19 protein-coding genes and 1 pseudogene are annotated in these 25,867 nt (G+C 58.8%); 11 read left to right on the forward strand and 9 right to left on the reverse strand.

The window, feature by feature from the left end; genetic code table 11:
• Window positions 1-1,770: a diguanylate cyclase gene (locus tag AT6N2_RS23550; RefSeq protein ID WP_209091978.1), complete on the reverse strand. Its 1,770-nt coding sequence runs from the start codon at window positions 1,768-1,770 to the stop codon at window positions 1-3.
• Between the two features lie 439 nt (window positions 1,771-2,209).
• Between AT6N2_RS23550 and gnd the strand changes: the two genes are divergently transcribed.
• The 3 genes from gnd to AT6N2_RS23565 all read left to right on the forward strand — a co-directional run bounded on the left by gnd (window position 2,210) and on the right by AT6N2_RS23565 (window position 6,147).
• Window positions 2,210-3,214, forward strand: a complete 1,005-nt coding sequence (gnd, locus tag AT6N2_RS23555) for a phosphogluconate dehydrogenase (NAD(+)-dependent, decarboxylating) (RefSeq protein WP_209091727.1) — start codon at window positions 2,210-2,212, stop codon at window positions 3,212-3,214.
• Window positions 3,215-3,225: 11 nt separating this feature from the next.
• The gene (gene zwf / locus AT6N2_RS23560) at window positions 3,226-4,596 is read left to right on the forward strand and encodes a glucose-6-phosphate dehydrogenase (protein ID WP_209091729.1); all 1,371 of its coding nucleotides are present in this window, start codon (window positions 3,226-3,228) and stop codon (window positions 4,594-4,596) included.
• A 147-nt stretch (window positions 4,597-4,743) separates the two neighbouring features.
• The gene (locus tag AT6N2_RS23565) at window positions 4,744-6,147 is read left to right on the forward strand and encodes an O-antigen ligase family protein (protein WP_209091731.1); all 1,404 of its coding nucleotides are present in this window, start codon (window positions 4,744-4,746) and stop codon (window positions 6,145-6,147) included.
• A 76-nt stretch (window positions 6,148-6,223) separates the two neighbouring features.
• Here AT6N2_RS23565 and AT6N2_RS23570 read toward each other — a convergent pair whose 3' ends face one another.
• The 5 genes from AT6N2_RS23570 to AT6N2_RS23590 form a co-directional block, all read right to left on the reverse strand.
• Window positions 6,224-7,807 (reverse strand): Na+/H+ antiporter, encoded by a 1,584-nt coding sequence (locus tag AT6N2_RS23570; RefSeq protein ID WP_209091733.1) that lies wholly within the window; start codon window positions 7,805-7,807, stop codon window positions 6,224-6,226.
• 115 nt (window positions 7,808-7,922) lie between these two features.
• Window positions 7,923-8,759 carry a DUF1206 domain-containing protein gene (locus tag AT6N2_RS23575; protein WP_209091735.1) on the reverse strand — a complete coding sequence of 279 codons (837 nt, stop codon included), beginning with the start codon at window positions 8,757-8,759 and terminating at the stop codon, window positions 7,923-7,925.
• 169 nt (window positions 8,760-8,928) lie between these two features.
• On the reverse strand, window positions 8,929-10,908 hold the full coding sequence (locus AT6N2_RS23580) for an iron ABC transporter permease (protein ID WP_209091737.1): 1,980 nt from the start codon (window positions 10,906-10,908) through the stop codon (window positions 8,929-8,931).
• Entirely contained in the window at window positions 10,905-11,762 is an 858-nt protein-coding gene (locus tag AT6N2_RS23585) for an ABC transporter ATP-binding protein (RefSeq protein WP_209091739.1), read from the reverse strand. Before AT6N2_RS23585 ends, AT6N2_RS23580 begins: the two co-directional genes overlap by 4 nt.
• Entirely contained in the window at window positions 11,759-12,505 is a 747-nt protein-coding gene (locus tag AT6N2_RS23590) for an AraC family transcriptional regulator (RefSeq protein WP_063951773.1), read from the reverse strand. Before AT6N2_RS23590 ends, AT6N2_RS23585 begins: the two co-directional genes overlap by 4 nt.
• Window positions 12,506-12,788: 283 nt before the next feature.
• On the opposite strand from AT6N2_RS23590, the gene AT6N2_RS23595 reads away from it, so the two are divergent.
• The 5 genes and pseudogenes from AT6N2_RS23595 to AT6N2_RS23615 all read left to right on the forward strand — a co-directional run bounded on the left by AT6N2_RS23595 (window position 12,789) and on the right by AT6N2_RS23615 (window position 18,606).
• The gene (locus AT6N2_RS23595; RefSeq protein WP_209091742.1) at window positions 12,789-14,984 is read left to right on the forward strand and encodes a TonB-dependent siderophore receptor; all 2,196 of its coding nucleotides are present in this window, start codon (window positions 12,789-12,791) and stop codon (window positions 14,982-14,984) included.
• Window positions 14,985-15,019: 35 nt separating this feature from the next.
• Window positions 15,020-15,853, forward strand: a complete 834-nt coding sequence (locus AT6N2_RS23600; protein WP_233282581.1) for an iron-siderophore ABC transporter substrate-binding protein — start codon at window positions 15,020-15,022, stop codon at window positions 15,851-15,853.
• A 236-nt stretch (window positions 15,854-16,089) separates the two neighbouring features.
• Window positions 16,090-16,608 (forward strand): siderophore-iron reductase FhuF, encoded by a 519-nt coding sequence (gene fhuF, locus AT6N2_RS23605; RefSeq protein WP_233282582.1) that lies wholly within the window; start codon window positions 16,090-16,092, stop codon window positions 16,606-16,608.
• 177 nt (window positions 16,609-16,785) lie between these two features.
• Window positions 16,786-17,248, forward strand: a pseudogene (locus tag AT6N2_RS23610) (DUF4126 family protein).
• Window positions 17,245-18,606, forward strand: a complete 1,362-nt coding sequence (locus tag AT6N2_RS23615) for an FAD-containing oxidoreductase (protein WP_209091746.1) — start codon at window positions 17,245-17,247, stop codon at window positions 18,604-18,606. Before AT6N2_RS23610 ends, AT6N2_RS23615 begins: the two are co-directional and overlap by 4 nt.
• A gap of 24 nt (window positions 18,607-18,630) precedes the next feature.
• Here the strand turns inward: AT6N2_RS23615 and AT6N2_RS23620 are convergent, their stop codons facing one another.
• Window positions 18,631-19,149: a hypothetical protein gene (locus AT6N2_RS23620; RefSeq protein ID WP_209091748.1), complete on the reverse strand. Its 519-nt coding sequence runs from the start codon at window positions 19,147-19,149 to the stop codon at window positions 18,631-18,633.
• 379 nt (window positions 19,150-19,528) lie between these two features.
• Between AT6N2_RS23620 and AT6N2_RS23625 the strand changes: the two genes are divergently transcribed.
• Both AT6N2_RS23625 and AT6N2_RS23630 read left to right on the forward strand, forming a co-directional pair.
• Window positions 19,529-20,554, forward strand: coding sequence for an NADP-dependent oxidoreductase (locus AT6N2_RS23625; RefSeq protein WP_209091750.1), 1,026 nt, complete (start codon window positions 19,529-19,531; stop codon window positions 20,552-20,554).
• A complete protein-coding gene (locus AT6N2_RS23630) occupies window positions 20,551-21,501 on the forward strand; it encodes a D-2-hydroxyacid dehydrogenase family protein (RefSeq protein WP_209091752.1) in 951 nt (316 codons plus the stop codon). The genes AT6N2_RS23625 and AT6N2_RS23630 overlap by 4 nt, the downstream gene beginning before the upstream one ends.
• Before the next feature lie 109 nt (window positions 21,502-21,610).
• On the opposite strand, the gene AT6N2_RS23635 is transcribed toward AT6N2_RS23630, so the two are convergent.
• Window positions 21,611-22,447 (reverse strand): alpha/beta fold hydrolase, encoded by an 837-nt coding sequence (locus tag AT6N2_RS23635; RefSeq protein ID WP_209091754.1) that lies wholly within the window; start codon window positions 22,445-22,447, stop codon window positions 21,611-21,613.
• Window positions 22,448-22,925: 478 nt separating this feature from the next.
• Between AT6N2_RS23635 and AT6N2_RS23640 the strand changes: the two genes are divergently transcribed.
• Window positions 22,926-23,675 carry a GlxA family transcriptional regulator gene (locus AT6N2_RS23640; protein WP_233282583.1) on the forward strand — a complete coding sequence of 250 codons (750 nt, stop codon included), beginning with the start codon at window positions 22,926-22,928 and terminating at the stop codon, window positions 23,673-23,675.
• 137 nt (window positions 23,676-23,812) lie between these two features.
• Here the strand turns inward: AT6N2_RS23640 and AT6N2_RS23645 are convergent, their stop codons facing one another.
• Window positions 23,813-25,816 carry a CocE/NonD family hydrolase gene (locus AT6N2_RS23645; RefSeq protein ID WP_209091756.1) on the reverse strand — a complete coding sequence of 668 codons (2,004 nt, stop codon included), beginning with the start codon at window positions 25,814-25,816 and terminating at the stop codon, window positions 23,813-23,815.
• Window positions 25,817-25,867: the final 51 nt, after the last annotated feature.

Below are 25,867 nucleotides of genomic sequence, written 5' to 3' on the forward strand. Positions count from 1 at the left end.
TCAACGCGTGTCGAGTGACACCCACTTGTTGCGGCCGCCCTGTTTAGCGCTCAGCAGGGCAGCGTCGGCGCGCTCCAGGACGCTGCTGACGGTACCGCCGGCGGGCGCGGCTGCGATACCGACAGAAATCGTGACCGGGTCAAGCAGGCGGCCGCGGTAGTTGAACGGCGCTTTCTCGACGGCGCGTCTCAGTTTTTCCGCAATCTCTTTCGCGGCCTCAATATCCACTCCCGGCATCAGCACCGTGAATTCTTCGCCGCCGAACCGGAACAGGTCTCCCGCGCCGCCGAGAGCTTCGGAGAGAACCTGGGCCACATATTGCATCACGGCGTCGCCGGCATCATGGCCGAAGCGGTCGTTGAAACGCTTGAAATGATCGATATCGAGCATCAAGCAGGCGATCGGCTCCTCCGGCTTTTCAACATGTCTGTTCAGAGCCTCATCCAGAGAGCGGCGGTTTGCAAGCCCTGTCAGCGCATCCTGTCGGGCCATGGAAACCAGCCGCTGTCGCAGTTGCAGGTTGGCGACGGCAAGGCCGATATTTTCCGCGAGAAGCTCCAGATATAGTCGCTCTGTCTCGAGCGTATCGTTTCGCATCGGGATTTCGAGATACAGCAGGCCAACGGTTTCGCCGAGCGCCGTCAGCGGAATGCAAAGCCCGGTGCCGGAATTCTCCTTCAGGTGGTGGCAGACGACATCGTCGCCGTCGGGATTGCTGACGTGGGGTCGTCCGCGGCGCAGCGCCCAGCAATCGTCGATCAAGAAATCCGGAGCGGAGAAGGCAGGATCGGACCATTGGCCGCTGGACTGAAGAAGCGAACTGTTTTCCTTCAACACGAGCAGGCGTCCGGCGATGCCGGGAAAAATCTGCGGCATGAACCTCGACACCACATCGGATAGCTCAGCCTGGTTCTGGCATGCCTGAATCCGATGCATCATCTGCAGGATCAAGTCTTTGATGCGTTGGTTTTTACGATGTTCCGCGTCGAGGCGCTCCCGCTCAAGCCCGTTGCTGCGGAAAATCCTGATGGCCTGGTTCATCTCGCCAATTTCGTCACGACGCCCTTCGTCGGGCACATCGATGCTGTAATCCTGTCTGGCAAGACGCATGACGATGTTGCTCATCCTGATTAAGGGGGCGGCCACCCGTCTGCTCAGGACAAAATAGAGCACGGCCAAAAACATCAGCGCCGTCAGCGCCAGCATGACTTTCGCAATCGATCCGTAGAAGTCGCTACGGCTCTTCGCCTCATCAACAGCTGCCTGCGTGCGTGCCGACACTGTTTCTCTAAGGTCTGCAACGCTCTTCAAAAGGCCGGTGTGGAGCTGATAATGGTCATCACCGAAAAGGATCTGTTGCGCATCGGCCTGACGACCAGAGCGGTATTGGCCGATGGCGTCGCGCTCCTTGCTGTCCAGTGCGTCGGCGTCTTTTCGTATGGTCGCGAAAAGAGCCTCCTCCTGAGGCGACGCACCGCGCTTGGCGAGTTTGTCCAGGGCCGTTTCGAGGTGGTTTTCCTGGTCTTCCTCGACGTAGAATCTGGCCAGATGTCGCTCGTCGCCGCGCATGACGTAGAGCCGCGCTTCCTCGGTACGCTCGTCCGCTATGATTGCAATCTCTTCAGCGAGATCATCCAAAATAAGATGATCCTCGATTGCCGCGCGCTCTTGAGATGCGCTTCTTGCCGACAGAATGAATGTGGTCGCCGACACTGTCGTGAGTATCAGGGTCACAGCATATGCGAGGTTTGTGATGGTGCTAAGCCGCATGATGGCGCCAAATGCTCGCCGCATGGCTTGGCAACCGGGTGCGGCGGGTCCAGTTTCAGGGTCGGATCCTCGCCATTCGTTGTAGTCGAGTAGCCCGAAAAGTCCAACGCAAGCTGCCGTTTAAATTACCAAATCTTTAGTTGTGTGTCTTTTCGCGAATACCTAGCTTGTTGGTGAGGCCGCAGCCGATTTCAGATAAGGGCAGGAACCGGCAAGCCCGTCTCCTGTTCTTGTCCCGAATAGACCCTTTCCCACGGTCGAGATTTGCAAGATGATCTTTCAGTTCCGCAACAGCCTTCACCTTCTTCCGTGTAATCTGCTTGCCGCGAAACTGTGTGCAACTTGTCTGTCGGATCGCGGAGGTGTCGAGGGTCAAGAACTTTCGCGTTCGCCCCGGCGAATGAACTAGCAGCAATGAATGCACAAAAGGAATGTCAGCATGCAGATCGGAATGGTTGGGCTTGGTCGGATGGGCGCAAATATGGTGCGCCGCCTTTTGAGGCAGGGTCACGAGTGCGTGGTTTTCGACGTCAATCCCGGGAATGTCGACGCATTGGTGAAGGAGGGAGCAACCGGTGCGACCTCCCCGGACGACCTCGTCGGCAAGCTGTCTTCCCCACGTGCCGTCTGGCTGATGCTGCCCGCCGCCATCACGCCAAGGATTGCCCGCGACTTCGCCGGAAAACTCCAGGCCGGCGATGCGATCATCGATGGCGGGAACTCGTTTTACCGTGATGCGATTGATCTTGCCGCTGAATTCGCGCCTATTGGCGTCGATTTCATCGATGCCGGCACATCCGGAGGCGTCTGGGGACTCGAGCGCGGTTATTCATTGATGATCGGTGGACCCGTTGATGCGGTGAAGCGGCTCGATCCGATATTCGCCTCTCTTGCACCTGGAGCCGGTCTTGGCATAGCAGCCGATCCCGTTACGGGAACATCGCCGATGGGCTATCTGCATTGCGGTCCATCAGGGGCAGGGCATTTCGTCAAAATGGTCCATAATGGTATCGAATACGGCGTCATGGCTGCGTATGCGGAAGGTCTGAATATCCTGAAGGCTGCCAATGCCGGCACTCAGCATCGTGAGGCGGATGCCGAAACGGCACCGCTTGCCCATCCGCAATATTACCAGTTCGACTTTGATCTTCCCGCCGTGACCGAGGTGTGGCGGCACGGCTCCGTCATCAGCTCCTGGCTGCTCGACCTGACGGCGGAGGCGCTGAAACAGGACCCTCATCTTGACCAGTACGGCGGCCGGGTGTCCGATTCAGGCGAGGGGCGCTGGACATTGCAGGCGGCAGTCGAAACAGGCGTGCCGGCGCCCGTTCTGGCATCCGCGCTGTTTGAACGCTTTTCGTCACGTGGGGAGGCGGAGTTTGCTGGCAAGGTGCTCTCGGCGATGCGCAATGCCTTCGGCGGCCATCTCGAAAAATCCAAATGAGAGTACCTGCGATGAACAAGCAGCGATCTGACGTCCTTGTGGTGTTCGGCGCCACGGGCGATCTCGCCTACAAGATGATCTTTCCCTCCCTCTACGCCATGGTCAATCGTGGCGCACTGGCAACGCCCATCATCGGTGTTGCTTTCGATGACTGGTCGCGCGACCAGCTGTTAGAGCGTGCGCGTGACGCGGTCGCGAGCCATGTCGACAAGATCGATGAGGCTGTCTTCGCAAAATTTGCGTCGCAACTGGATTATGTCTCTGGCGATTACCGCAATGACGCAACGTTCGAAAAGCTGCGGTCGGCTCTGAAGGATCACCATCGCCCACTTTATTACCTCGCCATTCCGCCATCGCTGTTTGAAACCGTCGTGACTGGCCTCGATCGAGCCGGGATAGCGGCCTCGGCAAGGTTGATGGTGGAAAAGCCATTTGGCCGCGACCTCGGCACAGCTGAGGCGCTGAACGAGGCGTTACACAAGGTGTTCGACGAGGATGCAATTTTCCGCATCGATCATTTTCTGGGCAAGGAGGCTATTCAGAACCTTCTTTATTTCCGGTTTGCCAATGCCTTTCTGGAACCGGTCTGGAATCGCAATTACGTTGAGAGCGTGCAGATCACCATGGCCGAGGATTTCGGCATCAAGGGGCGTGGCAAATTTTATGACGAGGTCGGGTGTATTCGCGACGTGATACAGAACCATCTGATCAATGTCCTGCTTTTGCTAGCGATGGAGCCGCCGGCCACAAGCGCGTCAGATGATCTGGTCGATGAAAAAGTGCAGATACTGAAGGCCATGCCCCCGCTTGGTCCCGCCGACGTCGTGCGTGGACAATTCAAGGGATATCTTGACGAGCCGGGTGTCGCGCCCACATCCAGCCGCGAGACCTTTGCCGCCGTCCGGTTTCGTGTGGCGACGTGGCGATGGAACGGCGTGCCATTCTACATCCGAGCCGGGAAGAACCTGCCTGCCCACGCAACCGAAGTCGTGGTCCGGTTCAAGCGCCCGCCGATCTCCCTTTTTAATGATGTCGAAACAGCACCCGCCAATTACCTCCGTTTCCGGTTGGGCCCCGACATCGCAATTGGTATCGGCGCCCGTCGCAAGGCCGCCGGGGATGGCATGCTGGGCGAGGCAGTGGAGCTGGCCGCTGTCGATGACGGCGCCGGCGACATGGCGCCGTATGAGCGGCTGATTGGCGATGCGATGGCCGGTGAGCGGCAACTTTTCACCCGCCAGGATGCCGCGGAATTGGCATGGAAGATTGTCGAACCCATTCTCGATGATCCCGCCATACCCCCATCTTACGATGTCGGGAGCTGGGGACCGGCCGAAATGGCAGATTTTGCTCCCCCGGGTGGCTGGGTCGATCCGGAGTGACGGCGGGGCAGACACTAAACCCGCTCGATCATAAGCATGATGGCCTTTCCACCTATCCGTTTATTCGGAATAACTAAAAAATAGGATTTACCCGGGATATTGATGTCACCGAAATAGATGATCGGCACGACAGAGAAGAATCCCGACATGCAAGCAGCCCACGACGACCCGACCCGTGGAATTTGGCGGAATACACTGTTTTTCGTGACGTTCCTCTATTTCACGGTCGGTTTCTCGCCCTATATGTCGCTGTCGACGACTTACCAGGGTACCGCGGCGTCGGAGGGCTCAAATCTTCTGAACCAGCTCACCGCAGTCATCCTCCTCGTCAGTTTCCTTGTCTTTATGATCAAGGAGCAGTCCTTCTCCCTGGTGTTCACGCCGCGTCTGCTTATGGCTGCGATCTTCGGCTGGTACGCGTTTACGTCGTTGACTGGTAACGCACCCGTTTTCTCTCTGCGGCGTCTCGTCATGTGCGCCATCATATGTGTGCTTGCGGGCTGCTTTCTGCAGTTGCCACGCACGGAAAGGCATTTCGCCACGCTGCTGGCCATCGGTGTGTCGTTTATCCTTTTGCTTTGTTATTTCGGTGTCCTCGTCCTGCCGTCGCGCTCGATCCATCAGGCCAGCGATGCGCTCGAGCCGCTTCTGGCGGGTAACTGGCGCGGCGTCTTCCAGCACAAGAACGAAGCTGCCTCCGTCATGGCAGTGTTGATCATCGCAGCCATTTATCTCGCCAAACGCTGGTCATTCATCGGCGGTGTGGTGATGTTGATCCTCTCGATGATCTTTCTTGTCAAATCGGGAGGTAAGACAGTGCTCGGTCTGGTTCCCATCATCGTCGGAACCGGCTGGTTCATCGTGGGGTGGCCCCGCTGGCGCTACATCACGGTGACGCTGCTTCTGGTTGTCTTCACCGTCGTCGTGATGGGTACAACGATCGATCCGGTGTTTAATCAAATGCTGACGAATATGGGGATCGACGCGAGCTTCACCGGCAGAACGGATGTCTGGAACGTCGCGATCGATTATATGAAGCTGCGACCGATGCTGGGTTATGGCTACCAGGCCTTCTGGCGCAGTGACACCTTGCTATCAAGCCTGACAGAGAACACCTGGGCAACGACCGCGCCATCGGCACATAATGGATATTTCGACCTAGTGCTCATGGGAGGTATTCCCGGCCTCGCGCTGGTGATGGTGTGGATTTACATCCTGCCGCTCCATTATCTTGGCAAAATGGATGAGGATACCCGCAAAAGCCCGCTGACAAAGCTATATGTCGGCATCTGGCTCTATGTGTTGCTCTATGGCTTTCTGGAGACCCTTTTCCTGCTCAGCGCGGGTTTCGTCTGGTTCTTCCTTGTGGTGGCGATCATGGGCCTGCGTCTGCAAGCGAATGCCAGCCTCGTCGAAGTCGAGGCAAAGCCACGGTCTTTTGGGGTTGCGGGCGCTGCGGGCAGGGCTCTGTTACCGGCCCTCCAATTACCGATCTCGCGAAAGACGCTCGAAAATGCGCGGCCACCGGGCAACTGGACGCGGAAAAAATGAAGTCTGGAATTTTGCCTGAGCCGCCGGCCTTTAAGCGAGGCGGTCTTTTCAACGTTGAGCGAGGGTGGGACGGGCACTAGGCCTTGGCGGACAGTGCACTGAGTTCTTCGAGATCCAGATCGTGCTCAAGTTCTCTCAGTGTTTCGTCATCGATCTTGCCTTCGCGGCGGAGGCGAATGAGTTCCCGCCTGCCCGCGGCGACAGCCTGAAGAACCACGTCGAAGTGGGCATGCAGAAGCGGCGAATACTTTTCGGTACTTTCGGCGTATCTGACGCTTGCGGCCAGCCGATGTTCGTATCGCTTCAAAAGTTGCGGATGGATCAGCTCTCCGTTTTCAGCATAAGCGAGTGCCTGGACCGTATCGAACTGGACCTGCGCCATGGAGGCTTCGGCCTCGCTCATCGTCATCGGCGCGCGCTCCGGCTCGATATTGCCAAGCCTCGCCCAGGCAATGATCCATCCAAGCGTCGTTCCCTGTATGAGAACGGTTCCCAGAATGACGGCGAAAGCCGTGATAAGAATGAAATCACGACTCTGAAAATCTTCGGGCAGGCTGAGAGCAAGCGCCAGCGTGACCACGCCGCGCATGCCTGCCCAACCGAGCGCCGTCGCGCCTCCTGCTCCAAGCGGCACCGAGCGAGCGATTTTCAGACTGTGGAATAGCCTGATCACGAAATCGGACGCGAATATCCAGACAAACCGGGCGACAACGAGCGTCAAGAGGATCGTCACTGCCGGGAGGGCCATGGAGCCGACAACGGCGCTAAAGCCGCCTCCACGTTCAACGACAGCTCGCAGCGAGAGTCCAATCAGGATGAAGACCATCGCTTCCATCAGGAAAACAAGCACATTCCAGAATGACGTGCCGCGCATCCGCGTCGCGGCAGACAAGACGGTGTGCTGATGCCATGATGCAATTAATCCCGCGGTCACCGTGGCGATGACGCCCGATGTTTGCATCTGCTCCGCCAGGAGATAGGCGGCCCACGACAGGATGGCGGTCGCGGCGATCATTAGATATTCGTCTCCCAGATGCCGCACCAGCTTCACCCACGCGAAGCCGACAACAGCGCCGACCGCAGCGCCGCCCACGGCCAAAAAAACGAACGCAGCCAGTGCATCCGTGGTGCTGAACGTACTGCCGGCTGCCGCCGCGACCGCAAAGCGGAACAGCACGAGCCCGCTTGCGTCGTTCAGAAGACTTTCACCTTCCAGAAGGATCTGGAGTCGTCTGGGTATCTTGACCCTTTCCAGCACGGCACGGGCCGAAACCGCGTCAGGAGGCGAAACGATTGCCCCAAGAGCCGCGCAGGCGGCCCACGGGAGGGAAGGCATCAGCAGGTGAACGACAATGCTGACGACGATTGTCGTGAACAGCACAGCGCCGATTGCCAGCGACGCAATTCCAAAGACGTGCCGCCTGAGCCGATCGACGGCGATCGACCAGGCGCCATCGAGCAGCAGGGGTGGTAGAAATATCACCAGGACCAGCTCGGGATTAACGGAGATCGTGGGCAGGCCGGGCAGGAATGCCAACGTGCCTCCGCCCACCAGTAGCGCTGCGGAGGGCGGCAGGCCCATGCGATGTGCAATGTAATGCAACACGATAATAGCGAGAAACATTGCTATCACGAGTTCGAACAGATGCGTGCCGTCCATATGCGTCCCCTAAAACCAGGTCTGAACGCTATGAAAAGACCAGTTTCGTCAAAATGCAACGGCCCTGGCGATTACCGGTTTTACGGTGTTGGCGGCAATCCTCGAGCCCGTTCATCTACAGGCGCTTCACCGCCGAGACAGCCGCTTTTCCGTCCCGTTTGATGTCAGAAAGGGAGGGGCCGCGGACGATGCGATATCGCGCTTCCACAAGATTATAAACACCGAATGCCGCAAGGCCCGCGGCGACGACCATGTAAACAAACGAGCCGAACGGAAGCTGGCGGAGCCATTGCAAGGCATCCGACATGCTTCCGGCCTGGTCAGGATCTACTCGGAAGCCAGCATAGGTGAAAAGGATGCCAGTGACGGCGAAGACGATGCCACGTGCGACCAGCCCGTAAACGCACAGCCAACTGGTGATATTTTTGTCCTTGGGTAGTCGAAGGTACTTCTCGAATCTGCGTGTGATCCCCTTTGTTGCGGTGACCGCGCCGCCGACGACGAATCCCAATCCGACCGCAATCGCAAGGTAAGGCCCGAACGGCTGGGACATGATCCATTGCGCCAGGCCCTTTTCGCCTGATGCTTCGCCGCCGCCGCCTGCGGAGATGGCATGGCCGAGCGCGTAGGCCGCGAGGCCGAGATAGGTTATCGCGCTGCCGAACAGCGCGGCTCGTATTACGATGGCCTTGCCCGAGTTTCCGTGGCCGTCGCTATCGCCAAAGGACTGGGCGATCCTCCACGCAACGAACCCGAGAAGCCCGATCCCGATCAGCGCAACCCACACCCGTCCGAACGGTTGGTCGAGAAGCGCTGCTAGCGCCGACTTCGTATCGGCTTTTTGATCCGCAAACCCGGAAAACAGTGCAAGGCCAGCGACAAGAACGAACACGATGCCCCGAGCGGCGTATCCGATTTTCGCAAGCAGTTCAAAGTGGGTGTTCGTTGACATTGTGTAAGCCAGTCGATTTCGAGGGACCGACCCTGAACGCCTGAGAAGCCCAAAAGTTTGCACGCCGCACTGAAAAATGGCTTTGCCGCAACAGGTCCCGTCTCTCCACCTCTCTGGGGCGCCGTCTGGATGAATGCGCGGCGATGCGGGGTGAGTTCTTCCGTTCAGATCACGACGACCGTGAGCGCGATCCGGAACGGAGCAGCAGCATGAAAGCGGGTGCACCGATAATCGCGGTAATGATGCCCGCGGGAAGTTCGAGGGGAGTGATAACACTGCGACCGACCGTATCGGCGAAGGCCAGTATCACAGCGCCGAGGACCATCGCGACAGGGAGGCTTTTGGCATGGCGCGCTCCGGTAAGAAGTCGAGCCGCGTGCGGTGCGAGCAAGCCAACGAAACTGATGGCCCCGATGGAAGACACGGCGATTGCGACGGCACTGGCGGCATAGAGCATCGCATATTTGCTCGCGTTCCCTGTTGAGAGCCCCAGTGAGCGGGCCTTTTCGTCTCCGAGCAAAAAGGCGTCGAGATGTCGATTGAACAGCAGGCCGATAGCCGACAGCGCGAAGACCCATGGCATCAGCACGAATGCGTCGGCGTAGCCACGGGCGTGCGTCGAGCCGATGAGCCACGAAAGCGCCTGAGCCGTTTGCAAGCGAGCCTCCACGACAATGATCGTTGCGGCCGCACCCAGGCTCGCCGCGATTGCGACACCAGCGAGAACCAGTTTCTCCGGCGAATAGTTCGGAGCCAGCAACCGGAGCAGCAGGAGCACGGTGATGGCCCCGGCCAGAGCAACCACCTGGAATGCTGGCGTTGCGGGTGCAAGTCCCAACAGGAGAGCGACGAGGCTGAACAGCGCTGCTCCCTGCGTCAGGCCCAGCGTCTCGGGACCGCAGAGCGGATTGCGCGTGACCGCCTGAATGACGGTGCCCGCCGCACCCAGCAATGCGCCGCAGCCGAGCGCGACCAGAAGGCGAGGGGCTCGCAGGTCGAGGTTCCCTCTCACCTCTGCGATTGTGAGGGATACCCCGTCGCCTGTCGCAAGACTTGCCACTATCGCAATCAGGCCCAGGGCGGCAAGGGCTGCAACGGCAAGGAGAAAAGGCGGACGCGCAACGCCGATCGGCAAGCCGATGCGGCGCTCTCCTCCGATTTTTGCCGTCCGCAGCAGGAAGAGCATGACGGGTGCACCGAAGAAGGCAACCGTAACGCCTGTGGGTATGGTCGTGCCATTGCGCGCGAAGGATTGTGTCGCCAAATCTGCGAGAAGCAAAGTGTTCGCTCCCCAAATTATCGAAAGCGGCAGATGGCGATGATGCCGGGTTACACCCAGTGCGCGCAACACGTTTGGAACGGCAAGGCCGATGAAGCCGATGGGCCCTGCAAGGGTAACGGCGCAGCCGCAAAGAAGAACGCCGATGAGCAAACCCGAAAGCGTGGCGGTCCGTGTCAACCCGAGGCTGGCAGACGCCTGGTCGCCCAACCCCAGCAAGTCCAGCGCGCGCGCCATCAGCATGAGCGTCAGGAGGGACAGAAGCACGAAGGGGATTGTCGTTGTGACCTTGGCCCAACCGGTCTGGTCGAGAATACCGGAGGACCAGAGCAACAGACCTGACGCCCGTTCGTCGGCAAGGAGCACGATGGCCGATGATACGGCGGAAAAACAGAGTGATACGGCGACGCCGGAAAGCGCCAGCCGGCCCGGCGGCGCCTGAAAGCCGCCTGCCAGCGCAAGACACGCGGCCGCGCCAGCGAGGCCGCCTGCGCTTGTTGCAATGATGGGTGGCAGAGCCAAGGGAAGCAGCAGGGTCGATACGATGAGGAAAAGCTGCGCGCCACTGGTGACGGATAAGATATCAGGTGCCGCCAATGGGTTCTTCAAGACCGTTTGAAGAACCGAACCCGCCAGCGCAAGGGCCGCGCCGGTCAATATTGCGGCAACCACGCGGGGCGCCCGGGTGGTTTCCAGAATTGCCTGCGCCAGCGTAGGAGGACGTGTCGGAAAAAGAAACACATCCCACCAGCCGAGCAGCCGGCTTCCCGCTCTCAGTTCAAGCGCTGCCAGGAGCAGCAGAAGGATCACGCCGAATGGCCAGACAAGGGCTGGAACCGGTCGCGAAATGGCTTGGTGCGACAAATTCATGATTGAGCCGAAGACGGGTGGCCCCGCCTGTTGCCAGCGCCGACCCAGTCGACCATGCAATAGGTCCGACCGCTTCCGTCGGGATGTGGAACGAGGTCGACGTGGCACTCAAAAGCTTGCTGCAACAGGTCAGCCCGAAGCACCTGATGCGTCGGCCCAGCGGCGAGAACCTCGCCCTTTCGCATCAGGATGACGTCACTGGAGATGTCCATGACCTGATTGAGGTCGTGAAGCACCGCGATGATCGTCAGTCCTTCCTCGAAATTGAGTTTGCGCAGCAGGGTCAGCAGCTCGGCCTGATGTCTGATGTCGAGAAAACTCGTGGGTTCATCAAGAAAAAGGATACGCGGTTCCTGCGCCAGAGCCATCGCCAACCAGGCCCGCTGCCTTTCACCACCGGAGAGGGTCGTGAGTTGGCGCGCACGCAGGTCTTGAAGGCCGACGCGAAAAATGGCGCTTTCGATGATTTCTCGGTCGCGTGACGACAGGCGTCCCAGCCATGGACGATGAGGATAGCGGCCCTGTTCAACGAGGTCCTCGACGCTCAGGTCGATTGGAATCTCTGGGGTCTGGCTCATGACGGCCACCTGGCGGGCCACGTTGCGTCTAGACAATGCCGCGAGAGGCTGTCCGGATAGACGGACTTCGCCCTCCGTTGGCTGCTCCAGCCCGGCAAGGCATTTGAGCAGCGTACTTTTACCTGAGCCATTCGCGCCGCATATTGCGGTAATACGACCCTCAAATGCGTTTGCATCGACCTTCCGGAGCGCTTGAGCTTGATCGTATAGGACGCTGAGACCGATCGCCTGAGCGGCGATTGTCTCCGTTTTCTCTTTGCTTGCGAGCCCCTTCATCCCGCAACCTCGCGCATGGCTTTGCGCAGAGAGGACAAGCTGCGGTAACCGACGTCTGCGGCAGCCTCTTCCAGGCGCGCTCCCTCTGCCTGGCGGCGCATGACATGCGCCATGCGCAAGCGACGCCGCCATTCGGCAAAACTCATGCCCGTCTGAACTCGAAACTTCCGGGTCATGGTGCGCCGGCTCATGCCGAGATTGTCTGCCCAGCGGTCTATATCAAGATCGAGCGATGGGGTCTCCGAAAGATCCCGACACAGCCGCTGCAAGCGCTTGTCACTGGGCATTGGCAGCGCAAAAGGACCCTCCTGCGCGTTGGCGATTTCTTCGAGGATCAGCGCTGCCAGATGGCCGCCGCGGCCATTTTCGTCATAAAGAGTTGGCTCGTTCAGAAACGCTCCAACCGTGGCAGAAAGCAGCGTAGAGGTTGAGATGACACGTGTCGGCTCCCACGGCATGGCGATCCCTGGGTCCGGCTCGATATAGACCGACTGCATGGCGACCCGCCCGTGTGAATGGACGGCATGCGGTAGCTCTGGGGGTATCAGCAAACCATAGCCGCAGGGGATGATGAATGAGCTATCAGGGGTGCGGGCGGTCATGAAGCCGTCGATGATTTGCAGCAATTGCCCCCGGCGATGGCTGTGCCAGCCAAAATCAACGCTTTGCTCATAGGTCCGCGCCATGGCTGCCACAGGCCGCTGCACATGTTGAAGATCGGCTGCCCTTTGCGGCTGTTTCATCGTGTTTTCAGGCAATGGAATTCCTCATAGCGCTATCGCGGTGGCGCCCATGGAAGAGACCCATAGTCGCGCAGCTTCAGCATTTCAAAGGGAAACATTGGCCCGATGGAGCGCAATAATACAATATGAGATAATCAGGCCATTAAATGGCCCGACAACGCCCGATTTTGACCTGACAATGCTGATAAAAAAAGTCTAGTTAAGCGGCCAAGCGTGCGGGATTTGAAACACGACGGACAGTCCGGAGTACCCTTTGCGCAGTATTCCTATCACAGGTCCTCGAATGCAGAACACCGTCCTTCGCCATCGCACATCAACCGGGCACATCACCAGACAGCGGCTCCTGTTTTTCGTGTCAGGCGTTGCGTTAAGCGCCCTCATCCTGTCGCCTCGGGTTGTCGAAGCGCAAGAGTCAAATGGGTCCACCGTGCTCGAGCCGATCGTCGTCCAGGGAAAGTCTGCGGCAAAAGGGGCGCGTGTCGAACAACGTGGCTACGTGGCGACGCAATCGGCATCAGCCACCAAGACCGCTACGGCGATTGCCGAGACACCGCAATCCATCTCTGTCATCACCCGTGGCGCGATGACGGATCGAGCCGTGCAGACTGTGGCGGATAGCCTGCTTTATAGCGCAAACGTCAATGGCCAACGCTACGGTAACGATCCTCGCTCCGACTACTTCAGCATTCGCGGCTTTAGCGCGGATCTTTATCTCGACGGTTTGCGCGTGCCACAGATTGCGAACCAGACAGGAGGCTATGCCGGCTTTCGCGTGGAGCCCTATTTTCTCAATCGTGTCGAAGTGCTGCGCGGACCAAGCTCGGCGCTCTTCGGACAAACGAATGTCGGCGGCGTGGTCAACATGATCAGCAAGGATCCATCGGAGACCGCTGGCGGAGAGCTCTACAGCCGCTTCGGAAGCTACAATCAGAAGGAGGCCGGATTCGACGTCACGGGCCCGGTCGGCGCTGATTCCGATCTTACCTATCGCCTGGAAGGTATGATCCGCGACAGCGATGCAATGAATGATTTCGGCAAGAACGACCGCGTCGCCATCAGCCCGACGGTCAAGTGGTCGCCGAATGAAGAAACGAGTCTCACGGTTTACGGCGCCTATATGAAGGACGATGCAGGCCAGGTCCCTTCGCTCATTCCGGCCGTGGGAAGCATCTTTCCCAATCGTCTCGGTTTAACGATACCGCGAAGCTTTTCCGACGGAGATCCCTCGCTTGCGATCTACGACAAGGAAAGTGCCTACATCGGATACAGGTTCGAACACGCGTTTAACGACGATCTCGTTCTACGCCAGAATTTTCGCTACTCCTACCTCGACGTCAATTACCAGAACCTGTTCGGCAATGGTCTTTCGGCCAACCAGCGCACGCTTTCAAGGCTCGTTTACAACGCGCAGCCAACGCTCAATGCGGTCGCGCTCGACACTCATCTCGAATACAAAGTCGACACGGGGCCGATCAGCCATACGCTTCTCGGCGGTGTCGATGTGCAGTGGCAAAACCTGGTCAACCGAACGGGATCGCGCAGCGGCCCCACTCTCGACCTCTTCAATCCTGTCTACGGAATCGGCGTCCAGCCAGCAACATTGACGACGCATCTGGACCAGACACAGCGTCAGGTGGGTTTCTACCTGCAGGACCAAATGGAGCTTGGTGGCCTTCGTCTCACTGTCGGCGGACGCCAGGACTATGTCAGTAACGATTCCGACAGCACCGCTCTTTCGAATGGTCTCACGACACAATACCGACAAGACGATAGGGCCTTCACCGGAAGGGTCGGCGCCGCCTATGTCTTCGAAAACGGCTTTGTCCCCTACGCTCTTTATTCGACATCCTTCTCGCCCGTGCTGACATTGGCGCCGACGCCGCTCAAGCCCACCAAAGGTGAGTTGAAGGAAATCGGCGTAAAATACGCGCCGCAGGGCGAGGATTTCAGCATTACCCTTTCCGGTTTTGAGGCAACGCAGCAGAATGTCGTCAATCGTGTAGCGGGCGTCTATTACCAGACGGACGAAGTGCGTGTGCGCGGTATCGAACTGGAGGCCAATGCAACGCTTTGGGAAAGCCTCAATCTGACGGCCGCGGCAAGTTGGCAGGATCCTGAGGTAACCGAGAGCCAGACGTCGGCCCAGATCGGGAAAATGCCCTACACCGTGCCCAAGCAGCAGCAGTCACTGTTCGTCAGCTACGATCTTCCGACGCCGGATAGCTGGGAAGGTAAGCTCACAGTCGGCGCTGGTGTCCGTCACGTCGGCAAGAGTGCAGGGGACACGGCCAACTCATTTTTCGTTCCCGGTTACACGCTGGTCGATGCCTTCGCCAGGTACGAACACGATCGCTACTCCTTCCAGCTCAACGGTTACAATCTCGGAGACAAGACCTACGTCGCCGGTTGCAACACCCCCACGCAATGCTATTACGGGCAGGGTTTGACTGTCGTGGGAACAGTGAGTGTTAAGTGGTAGCGAGCATTGGGAGACGATCGTTTCTGGGTGGCACGGTGGCTTTGCTCGCCGCGAGAACGGCGCTCGCCGCTTCAGGACCGTCGCGCCTGGTGACACTCGATTGGACGGCGACCGAGATTGCTCTTTCGCTTGGCATGTCACCGGTCGGGTGTGCGGAAATTGCCGGCTATAGAACATGGGTCGATGTCGCAACTGAAGGCCTTTCCGGTGCCGCTGATGTCGGAAGACGACAGCAGCCCAGCCTTGAAGCGATCCGCAAACTGCAGCCTGACGTCATCTTGACGTCGCGTTACCGGCACGCGTCCATTGCCGATGCGCTGGGTGAGATCGCTCCGGTCCATCTGATTGACGATCAGGAAAGCGACGGTGATATGCTGGCGAGTGTCTATCAGAGCGCCCGTCAGTCGGGCGCTGCCCTGTCCAGATCGGATGATGCCGAAAGGCTGCTCGCTAGTTTTGACGGTGAGATCGAAAACTTGAGATTACGCCATGCCGGGCAGGTGGCAGGCCGCAAGCTGGTCGTTGCGCAACCGTTGCCGGGCGTTCCGCGGTTGCGGGTCTTTGCTCCCAATGCCGCAATTTCCGGCCTTCTGCGGAAAATCGGTTTTGCCGATGGCATTTCGATGTCAGCTCAACCCTTTGGTTTCACGACAATCGATCTTGAAGGACTTGCTTCTGTTGAAAACGACAGCACCTTGTTCATCCTTGGCGATTCCGTTCCGGCTGAGCTCCTCAATGCTTCGCTCTGGCCTATGTTGCCGGTCGTTGCGCAGGGAAATGTCCGTTTAACAGGGACGCCATCCTGGCCGTTCGGTTCCACGGCCTCGTTGCAGCATCTCGCTCGCCAGATCGTCGCGCGGCTCGTTTAGACTGGCGGAAGCGTATGCGAAGGTCAGAGGTTCTTGGCGAATTGCTCGGGCAGTCGGCGTATTCGGGGTGGCGAGAGTTTTTCCGGCGCAGACGGCCGACCGATCTGGCTTTCACTGAATTTCTGGAGCCCGATTGTCTTTTGGCGGTCCTAAATGGTTACGGTCGCCGCCACGGGTCGGACGCGCCCATTGCTGCCGTTGCTGGTGAGTGGTCAAAGCGGTATTTCGCAAAGGTGATGAGACCGATCGCAACCGCCGCCATGTTGCTGGATTGGCGCGTACCTCTGACACCGGCAGACTTGAGCATCGACTTAAGCACTGAAGGGGAGATCGTTTCGCTCGGGCTGTCTGATTTCGGTCGCCCTGTTCGAGCCAAGTCCGCTGAGGACCGTTTCGCCTTTTTGGTCAGCGGTAATATCGAAAGCCTTATCCGAGCGGTTTCTGAGGTGAGCGGCCTTTCGCGCAACGTTCTATGGTCAAACGCCGGCAACGCTTTCGAGGGAATCGCGCGCAATTACGCGAGGGACGATCGTTGCGCCGGTGCAGGGGTGGCGGATGCGTTGGAGTTGCTGGAATCGCCTCATATGGCCGATGGCTCGCGCAATCCGCTGTTCAGACCTATCGTCTACCCTCAAGCCGACGGGCAGCCGGAGCGGCTCCGCCGCGTCTGTTGCATCCGGTATCTGATTGATGGACTGGATTACTGCAAGACGTGCCCCTGTCCGGTGCCTGTCGACCAATCTGCAATGCCATGATACCGTTGCGATCTGTCCGACGGGTTACGGCAAGTTGAGGGTCAATAATGCACGCCGTTGCTGGCGATCTGCGGCCTTCGTTTGAAAGAAGCGATTGAGAATGGGTCAGACGGGGCATTGGACTGGCAACCGCTTATCAACGGTGCGCCGCGGCACGATCTAGCTTAGGGGATCTGAATGCTCATTCTTCTCGCAATGCTGATAGGACTTGTCGCCGGTCTTCGCACCATGACTGCCCCCGCCGCAGTCTCCTGGGCCGCTTATCTTGGGTGGTTTGATATTTCCGCGAGCCTTCTCTCCTTCATGGACTCGCTCTGGGCGGTCGCGATTTTCACTGTTTTTGCCATCGTCGAACTTATTGCCGACCAACTTCCCGGCACGCCATCACGCAAGGTGCCCGTTCAGTTCGGAGCACGGGTTGTAATGGGCGCTCTCAGCGGCGCGACGATCGGCGCAACAACAGGAATGGTGGTTCCAGGGCTTCTAGCGGGGGGGCATCGGCGCTGTCTTGGGAACCTTCGGCGGTGCATCCGTCCGCGCTAACCTCGCCAAGCGTTTCGGCCGCGACATGCCCGCCGCCTTGGTTGAGGATGCGGTTGCCGTGTTACTCGCATTGATCGTTGTGGTGTCCGTGTCATGAGGGAGTATGACGCGATCTTCATCGGGGCCGGTCAGTCCGGACCATTCCTCGCCGCCCGCATGGCGGCGATGGGCCGCAAGGTGATCCTGATCGAACGCAAATATCTTGGGGGCACCTGCGTCAACGCCGGATGCATGCCCACCAAGGCGTTGGTCGCGAGCGCCAAGACCGTGGAGGTTGCGCGGCGTGCCTCCGAATTCGGCGTCACCATCAACGGCGAGCCGAAAGTGCACATGCCGGCCATAGCGGCCCGCGCCAGAAAGGTGACTCTTGATGCGAGAAACGGTCTTGCATCCTGGTTTGACAGTCTGGAGACGATGGATGTGCTACACGCCCAAGCCAGATTCACTGGTAAGAAGACCGTGACGGTGGGCGGGACAAGCTATACCGCACCGCAGATTTTCATAAATGTGGGCGCGCGGCCTCACATACCGGATATTCCCGGGTTGAAGGATGTGCCCTATCTCACGAGCACTTCCGTGATCGCGCTTGAGGAATTGCCGAGACACCTAATTGTTCTCGGTGGCAGTTACATCGGACTGGAATTCGCCCAGATGTATCGGCGCTTCGGCGCAGAGGTTACGGTCATCGAGCGAGGGCAGCAACTGGCGCCCAAGGAGGATGCTGATATTTCTGACGCCATCGCCAATATCCTGAGCGGCGATGGCATCAAGGTTCTTATGAACCACAACCTTCTATCCATCACCAGGGAAGAAGCGGGCGTCGTCATAAGGACCGATCAGGGCGAAGTCCGTGGGAGCCATGTCCTGGTCGCCCTCGGACGGCGGCCGAACACGGATGATCTGGGCCTCGATCTTGCTGGCATCGAGACTGACCGGCACGGTTTCATTACGGTGGATGAGCGGTTGCAGACAACCGCAGAAGGCGTTTGGGCCCTTGGGGACTGCAATGGGCGAGGCGCATTCACCCATACGTCCTACAACGATTTCGAGATTGTGGCGGCAAACCTTCTTGATGGCGGCAACCGAAAAGTTTCAGACCGCATCCTCAGTTACGGGCTCTACATTGATCCGCCGCTCGGGCGCGCAGGCATGACGGAGAGTCAGGCAAAGGAAGCCGGGCACCGGATCACGGTCTCCACTCGCCCGATGAGCCGCGTAGGCCGGGCGGTGGAGAAAGGCGAGACGCTCGGCCTCCTGAAACTCGTCGTCGACGCCGACACCGACCGGATACTCGGCGCTGCCTTCCTCGGCGTTGGAGGTGACGAAGCAATCTACGGCGTGCTCGACGCCATCAACCTTGGGGCCACGACTGAAGAACTGCGCTGGGCGGTGCCAATCCATCCCACAGTGGGAGAATTGGTGCCCACTCTCATCGGTGACCTTAGCGAGACCTGACGTCCACCCGGCCTGCCATGCGCCTCAGCGGGTTGCGCCAAATATGAAGCCGGCGAGCAAGCCTAAAAGCATAGCCCTGGCCGGCTGTGCCCGAATGCGGACACGCAGGTCCTCGGCGATACCCTGGCTTTCCGCTCGCAGGACACGAACCGATGCCGATCCGATCTCAGTCACATTGTCGCTCAGCCTATGGAACTCCGCTCGAATGGCGGCCAACTCTTCGGTAGGTGTCGGGCTGGCTGCGCTAGCGGTTTGGCTTCTAACGCTCGCCAAGGCCACGTCTACCAATGGCGCATCAGTATCTACCCGATTATTCAAAGCGGATGATGCGGTGCTCTCGGGTAGCCTTGATGTTGCAGCAGAAGCGTCGCTATCCTGGAGTGGCGCGGTCGCTTCATGGTCTGGTTGCGAAACACCGGAACCGGGTGGGTGGTCGTGGGCTGGCTGATTGTCAAATTCGCGGGCTTCAGACGATTTCGGTATGGTCATTTGTTTCTGCCTTGCTTGGTAAGCCGCAAAGTGCTTGCAGTCGTCGCCGAACATGCTTCTCGCGCTCTTGTTCCCGGGCCTTCTGGAGAATTGCGGTTCTTTCAAGCGTTAGTCTTCGTCTTCCGCCGATGAGAGTCCCTACGAAGCCTGGCTTGCCCCGATTCGTAGATGGATTCTCACTGAGATCGGGGCCGCCGAGGGCCCGGCCAACCTGCGTGATGATGACGTCTCTCGGAGCGGTCCTCACAGTTTCGGGCAATCGCTCATGCAATTACGTCGGTCTGGACGTGTTCCAGCACATCAAAATGATCTACAACCAAAACGCAAAGTACATCAGGAACAGGATGCCGCCGCCCGTCGAGTTTGAGAAGTGGGAGAATATCCAAACTGAGGGCGGCCCAAAACTCGGGCTAATCAACGAGGAACGCGCCTTATGACGACGATCAAACGCATTGTGCTGGCAAGCCGCCCCTTGGCAGAGCCATCGCATGAAAATTTCCGCCTTGAGGAAGCCGAGTTGCGCGAGGCTGCCGAGGGCGATGTCACGGTCCGCGTTCTCTATCTTTCGCTGGACCCTTACATGCGTGGGCGTATGAGCGACGCCAAATCGTACGCGGCGCCTGTACCCGTTGACGGTATCATGGAGGGCGAGACGATCTGCGAGGTGGTGAAGTCACGGCACAATGGTTTTGTGCCCGGCGACATCGTGCGCGGGCGGACCGGTTGGTGTACAGGGGCGGTGATAAATGGGGACTTGCTACGAAAGGTCGAGACACACGGTGCGCCGGTTACGACCGCGATTGGCGTCCTTGGCATGCCGGGATTTACTGCGTGGAGTGGTCTGAAGTTTATCGGCAAGCCAGGGCAGGGTGAGACGGTTGCAGTCGCAGCAGCCTCTGGGCCCGTTGGTTCGATGGTCGGACAGCTTGCAAAGCTTTACGGGGCGAGGGCAGTTGGTATAGCCGGTGGACCCGACAAATGTGCATTCGTGAAAGGTGAACTTGGCTTCGACAGCGTGGTTGATCATCGCTCGGCGAATTTTGTCAGCGATCTGACCGCGGCCTCCCCAAACGGGATTGATGTCTATTTCGAGAATGTCGGAGGACGCGTCTGGGATGTGGTACTGCCCCTTCTCAACCAGTTCGGCCGCGTTCCCGTTTGCGGCCTCGTTTCTCAATATAACGGCGCAAGCTCGTCGGAGGCAGACCGTCTTCCGGCAACGATGTCGGCGATCCTGAGACAGAGCCTTCTTGTTCGAGGTTTCATCCAGACTGAATTTGCCGCCGATCATTTTAATGACTTTCTCGCGGAGATCGGCCCAAGGGTCGCTCGTGGCGAGATCAGGTACCGGGAGGATGTCGTTGACGGATTGGAGAACGCCCCCGACGCCTTTATCGGCATGCTGAAAGGCAAGAATTTCGGCAAGCTTATCGTCAAAATCGACGGCGTCGTCTCATGAAACGTCATATCGCCGTTCTAAATGATTACCAGAATGTCTCGATCACCAGCGCCGACTGGTCGCCCTTGAACGACCGTGCGGAAATCACGGTCTTCAATGACCATATCGCGGACGAAGAACGCTTGGTTGACCGTCTCTTGCCGTTCGATGCCGTCTGCGTCATGCGCGAACGGACGCCGCTGCCGCGACGGATACTCGAGCGCCTGCCGAACCTGCGGTTCATCGCAGCGACTGGAGGGCGCAACGCCTCAATCGACCTTGCCGCGGCCCATGATCTCGGCATCGTTGTTTCGGCGACCGGCGCAAACGGATCGGGTGCCCCGGAGCTGACCTGGGCACTGATCCTTGCGGCGGCACGCCATGTTCCCACAGAGATCGCCTCGTTTCGTAGCGGGGGCTGGCAAACCACGGTCGGACGCGACCTTCGTGGCAGTACGCTGGGTGTCATCGGTCTGGGCAGGATCGGCCGCCAGATGGCAAAGGTCGGCCTTGCTTTCGGTATGGAGGTGATCGCCTGGAGCCAGAATCTGACGGATGAGGCGGCAGAGGCTGCCGGTGTGAGGCGGGTTGAGAAAGAGACACTTCTTCGCGGGTCCGACTGGGTAACGTTGCATCTTGTCCTGTCGGAGCGGACGAAGGGCATAATCGGTCAGGACGAGCTGGCATTGATGAAGCCAACAGCATGGCTCGTGAATACGTCACGAGGTCCGCTCGTCGATGAAGAAGCTTTGATCACGGCGCTGGAAACCGAGAGCATCGCAGGTTTTGCAGTTGACGTGTTCGATGATGAGCCTTTGCCAGGTAATCATCCGCTTCGGACTTTGGGCAATGTGATCGCGACGCCTCACATTGGGTTTGTCACTGAAAACTCCTACCGGATTTTCTATCGAGATACCGTTGACAATCTCGTCGCATGGCTGAACGGCGCGCCACTGCGGGTGCTGTGACTTTTCCACGCTATCCTTGCTTGGTGTCCCACGACCGAGTGAGGCCATCCCACCTTGCTCAAATAAAATGCGGCCGAATGATCGGCCGCATTCCCGTTCTGCAGAAGCCTCAGCCCTTGATAAAGGCAAGCAGGTCGGCGTTCAGCACATCGGCATTGACGGTCAGCATGCCGTGCGAGAAGCCGGGATAGGTCTTCAGGGTGCCGTTTTTCAGCAGCTTGATCGATTTGTGAGCCGAGTCGGCGATCGGCACGATCTGGTCGTCTTCGCCGTGTAGCACCAGCGTCGGAACGCTGATATTCTTCAGGTCTTCGGTCTGGTCGGTTTCGGAGAAGGCCTTGATGCCGTCGTAGTGGGCCTTTGCGCTGCCCATCATGCCCTGACGCCACCAGTTCTGGATCACGCCTTCATGCACGGTCGCGCCATCGCGGTTGAAACCGTAGAACGGGCCAGCCGGCACGTCGCGGAAGAACTGCGCGCGGTTCGCGGCAAGCGCCGAGCGGAAGCCGTCAAAAACCTCCATCGGCAGGCCTTCCGGATTGGCTTCGGTCTTCACCATGATCGGTGGTACGGCGGAAACGAGAACGGCCTTGGCGACACGGCCGGCGGGCTCACCATGCTTTGCGACATAACGCGCAACTTCGCCGCCACCGGTGGAATGGCCGATATGGACGGCGTTCTTCAGGTCCAGCGCTTCGACGACCGCAAAGGCGTCGGAAGCATAATGATCCATGTCGTGACCTTCCGAGACCTGCGCCGAGCGGCCGTGGCCACGGCGGTCATGGGCGACGACGCGATATCCCTTGGAGAGGAAGAACAGCATCTGCGCATCCCAGTCATCGGAAGAGAGCGGCCAGCCGTGGTGGAAAACGATCGGCTGGGCATCCTTCGGGCCCCAGTCCTTGTAGAAAATTTCAGTGCCGTCTCTGGTTGTTACGAAACCCATGTCGATTTCTCCTTGTGCTGAATGGTTGCTGGAAGGGGTTTGTGAGAAGGCGATCCTCGGGATGCTTACGCTGGCTAGCGCGATGCTCCCGATCAAAACGCTGCGTCTCGACACGAAAAACCGATCTGCTGCAGACATCATACATATCTCCTGTCGAGCCTTATCTTCGAATGTCCTTGGTTGACTTGAACAAGCTAGCGCCATCCGCTATGACACGCACGTGGCGCAAATGACTTTATGCGAGGCAAAAGTGACAAATCCTGACCCGGCTGACTTTATCGAGATAGGACTGCTGATCTATCCGGATTGTCAGCTGGCTGCGGTCTACGGACTGACGGACTTATTTCGGGTCGCCAGCGATTGGTCGACGGATCTGCAGGAGCCAACAAGCCTCCGCAAAATCCGTGTCAGTCACTGGACGGTTGAGGATGGCGCGGTTTCTTGCACCTGGGATTCGCACACGGGAGCATCGCATTCGTTGAGCTACATCATCGCGCCACCGAGCATCGTCATGCCTGAAAAGATGCAAAGTATGCGGTCTGCGTCAAAATGGCTTTCATCGCAGCATGCGCTCGGCGTGACTGTCTGCTCGATCTGCGCTGGCGCGTTCGTTCTCGCTGAAACGGGGCTCATCAATGGCCGGCGCGCCACGACCCACTGGGCCTTTGCCGAGAGACTTGCCGAGCTGTTTCCCAAAATAGACGTTTCGTCCGATAACATGATCATCGACGATGGTGACGTAATCACCGCCGGAGGCATTCTGGCCTGGGCCGATCTCGGCCTGGTTCTCGTTGAAAAGCTTCTTGGGCAGACCGTAATGCTGGAGACGGCGCGCTTTCTGGTCGTTGATCCGCCACGGCGCAGCCAGAGCCAATACAGGACTTTCATTCCGCGATTTGATCACAGCGACAAAGAAGTGCGGCAAATCCAGCATCAATTCCACGCGGCGCCAGAGGTGCAAAAATCAATCGGTGAACTGGCAGACAGCGTCCATCTTTCAGAAAGGACGCTTCAGCGTCGCTTTTTACGCGCGACAGGACTGAAGCTGACGGAATATCTCCAGAACGTGCGCATCATGAAGGCGCGGCAATTGCTGGAGACGACGAATGGGTCGGTCGAAAGCATTGCCTGGGCGGTCGGCTATGCGGATCCGGCAGCGTTCCGCAAGATATTTGGCAGGTTAACGGGAGCGACGCCGAACGTTTTTCGCGGCGATGTTCGACTGTGATTACGTTTGCGGGCGACTGACCTTGCTGTTGCGGGCGGAGGTCAAACATCCCGCTGGCGCCGAAATCTCTCGTTCGACGTCAGCCATATACAGTTCTGGCAGGTCTCATCTTCCCGCGGCAGCAGTCATTAGAAGTGTCAGATAAGATCTCGTTCGTAGCGCTCGTCCCATTGTCGCGTCTTGACGATATTACCATTCTCGAAAGCCGAGAGTTCTCCGACTAAATAGAAGTATCGTTCATCGGAGCGCATTTCAGTCCGGCTCTCGATCTTGATCCGCCACCCGTTCCGTCCGATTTCGTAAGTCTGGGTGAGCACGTAGCGTGCGGAGAGGGGATCGTCGTCGCGAATGCGCAGTTCACGGCGCAGACTATGGCTGAGTTCGGTACCGATCTCGTCAAAGCGCAGCACACCCTCGCCGAACAAGCCACCCACACCTTCCGTGATATAGGTGTTGAAACCGGTTTCGTGGTCCTGTTCCGTCCAGCGACGAACAGTGCCGGGGTCGATCTGTGTCATCGGTGTCAATGGGCCATGGGCGGGCGGCTCGAAGCGAACCTGCTTGCCGTCATCTATGGCACGGACTGGAAGGTCGAGCGCGCTTTCCGCAACTGAAATGCTGGTCGTCGCATCGTAAGGCGATGTCCACACCATCGGCCAATAGGCCGTGGCAATCGCGAGTTGCAGTTTGTGGCCTTTGGCGAAGCGGTACCCACAATCATTGAGCTTGATTGTGACATCATAAAATCTGCCGGGTTCCAAGGCCTCCGGATTCTCATGGCTGTCGCGATGGGTGAGGTTGAAAACCTGGTAGCTGACGCGTGTGGTGCGACCGTCGGGAAGCACATCGTTGAGGCGCAGCGATATCTGGGCCACGGGGCAATCTGCGGCAATGCGCAGACGCGCAACAGGTGCACCGAGGACATCGAAATCGTCTTCCAGCAAGGCAGTTTCGAAAACCAGCGCGCCCCCATTGTCGAGCCGCTGATCGGTCGGATGTTCGCCCGGGCACCCGGTCGCCATCCATTCGCCGCCCGCTTTGCCATGGCTCTGTGGTGAACGGATAGCAAGGATCGCGGGATCACTCACCGCGTCACGCAAGTCCCGGGCTCCACCAAGATAGAGTGATCGGGTCGAGATGTCAGGTGAAGGCCATGCCGCTTCGCCGACCCACCGGCCCTGCGTCGTCGTGCGCGTGCCTGTCGGCTCGATCGTGTCGCTAACGAAGGCGCGCAACATCGGCTCGTCCATGACGCCGGTCTCCTTGCCCTTCAGCCAATGGTCCCACCAGCGCGTTGCCTCCTGAAGGAAGCCGATTGCCGGGCCGGGTACGCCATCCTGAGGATAGATGTGCCCCCAGGGGCCGATGATGCCGCGACGGGGTACCTGAAGCTTTTCCAGAAGCCGTGGGACCGCATTGGTATAGCTGTCCGCCCACGCGCCGATGGCAAGGACCGGGCACTGGATGGCGCTCCAGTCTTCGCAGACCGAACCGTGTTTCCAGTAGGCGTCGTAACGCTGATGATCCAGCCAAAGTCCGGGGAAAAAGGGCAGCTTGTCCAGCCGCTCAAGCCAGCGATCGCGCCATTCGTCGCCGACGATCTCCGGGTCGAGCGGGCGGCTCTGATAGGCAAGCATGATCGTGCCCCACCACAGATTGTCGTTCAGCAACAACCCACCCATGTAGTGGATATCGTCCGTATAGCGATTGTCCGTGGAATAAGCAGTGATGATGGCTTTCAACGCCGGTGGACGGCGGGCGGCGACCTGCAGGCCGTTGAAGCCGCCCCAGCTCTTGCCCATCATACCGACGTTGCCGCTGCACCATGGCTGGCGGGAAATCCAGTCGATCACTTCCAGGGCGTCGTCCTGTTCCTGCTGCAGATATTCGTCTGCCATGTGGCCATCGGATTCGCCGGTGCCGCGCATATCCACGCGGATCGCCGCATAGCCCTGGCTGGCGAAATAGCCGTGCATCGGCTCGTCGCGCCCGCGCGTTCCGTCGCGTTTGCGATAGGGGATATATTCGAGAATGGCAGGAACCGGCGATTGCTCCGCGCCTTCCGGCAGCCAGAGGCGCGCTCCAAGGCGCACACCGTCGCTCATGGGGATCCAGATATGTTCTTCAACACGCACTGTCATTTGGGTATTCCAGTCAGTTCATCGGCTGCTGGCATTGCAGCAGGCCATTGG

The sequence above is a fragment of the Agrobacterium tumefaciens genome (genome assembly GCF_017726655.1).
GTDB classification, from domain to species: domain Bacteria; phylum Pseudomonadota; class Alphaproteobacteria; order Rhizobiales; family Rhizobiaceae; genus Agrobacterium; species Agrobacterium tumefaciens_B.

Coding starts and splice junctions, on each gene's coding strand:
- AT6N2_RS23575 (WP_209091735.1), bottom strand. CDS start 8,759: ATGTCAACGAACACCCACTTTGAACTGCTTGCGAAAATCGGATACGCC.
- AT6N2_RS23565 (WP_209091731.1), top strand. CDS start 4,744: ATGCAAGCAGCCCACGACGACCCGACCCGTGGAATTTGGCGGAATACA.
- AT6N2_RS23585 (WP_209091739.1), bottom strand. CDS start 11,762: ATGAAGGGGCTCGCAAGCAAAGAGAAAACGGAGACAATCGCCGCTCAG.
- AT6N2_RS23645 (WP_209091756.1), bottom strand. CDS start 25,816: ATGACAGTGCGTGTTGAAGAACATATCTGGATCCCCATGAGCGACGGT.
- AT6N2_RS23550 (WP_209091978.1), bottom strand. CDS start 1,770: ATGCGGCTTAGCACCATCACAAACCTCGCATATGCTGTGACCCTGATA.
- zwf (WP_209091729.1), top strand. CDS start 3,226: ATGAACAAGCAGCGATCTGACGTCCTTGTGGTGTTCGGCGCCACGGGC.
- AT6N2_RS23570 (WP_209091733.1), bottom strand. CDS start 7,807: ATGGACGGCACGCATCTGTTCGAACTCGTGATAGCAATGTTTCTCGCT.
- AT6N2_RS23615 (WP_209091746.1), top strand. CDS start 17,245: ATGAGGGAGTATGACGCGATCTTCATCGGGGCCGGTCAGTCCGGACCA.
- AT6N2_RS23625 (WP_209091750.1), top strand. CDS start 19,529: ATGACGACGATCAAACGCATTGTGCTGGCAAGCCGCCCCTTGGCAGAG.
- fhuF (WP_233282582.1), top strand. CDS start 16,090: ATGAGACCGATCGCAACCGCCGCCATGTTGCTGGATTGGCGCGTACCT.
- AT6N2_RS23635 (WP_209091754.1), bottom strand. CDS start 22,447: ATGGGTTTCGTAACAACCAGAGACGGCACTGAAATTTTCTACAAGGAC.
- AT6N2_RS23595 (WP_209091742.1), top strand. CDS start 12,789: ATGCAGAACACCGTCCTTCGCCATCGCACATCAACCGGGCACATCACC.
- AT6N2_RS23620 (WP_209091748.1), bottom strand. CDS start 19,149: ATGTTCGGCGACGACTGCAAGCACTTTGCGGCTTACCAAGCAAGGCAG.
- gnd (WP_209091727.1), top strand. CDS start 2,210: ATGCAGATCGGAATGGTTGGGCTTGGTCGGATGGGCGCAAATATGGTG.
- AT6N2_RS23580 (WP_209091737.1), bottom strand. CDS start 10,908: ATGAATTTGTCGCACCAAGCCATTTCGCGACCGGTTCCAGCCCTTGTC.
- AT6N2_RS23590 (WP_063951773.1), bottom strand. CDS start 12,505: ATGAAACAGCCGCAAAGGGCAGCCGATCTTCAACATGTGCAGCGGCCT.
- AT6N2_RS23630 (WP_209091752.1), top strand. CDS start 20,551: ATGAAACGTCATATCGCCGTTCTAAATGATTACCAGAATGTCTCGATC.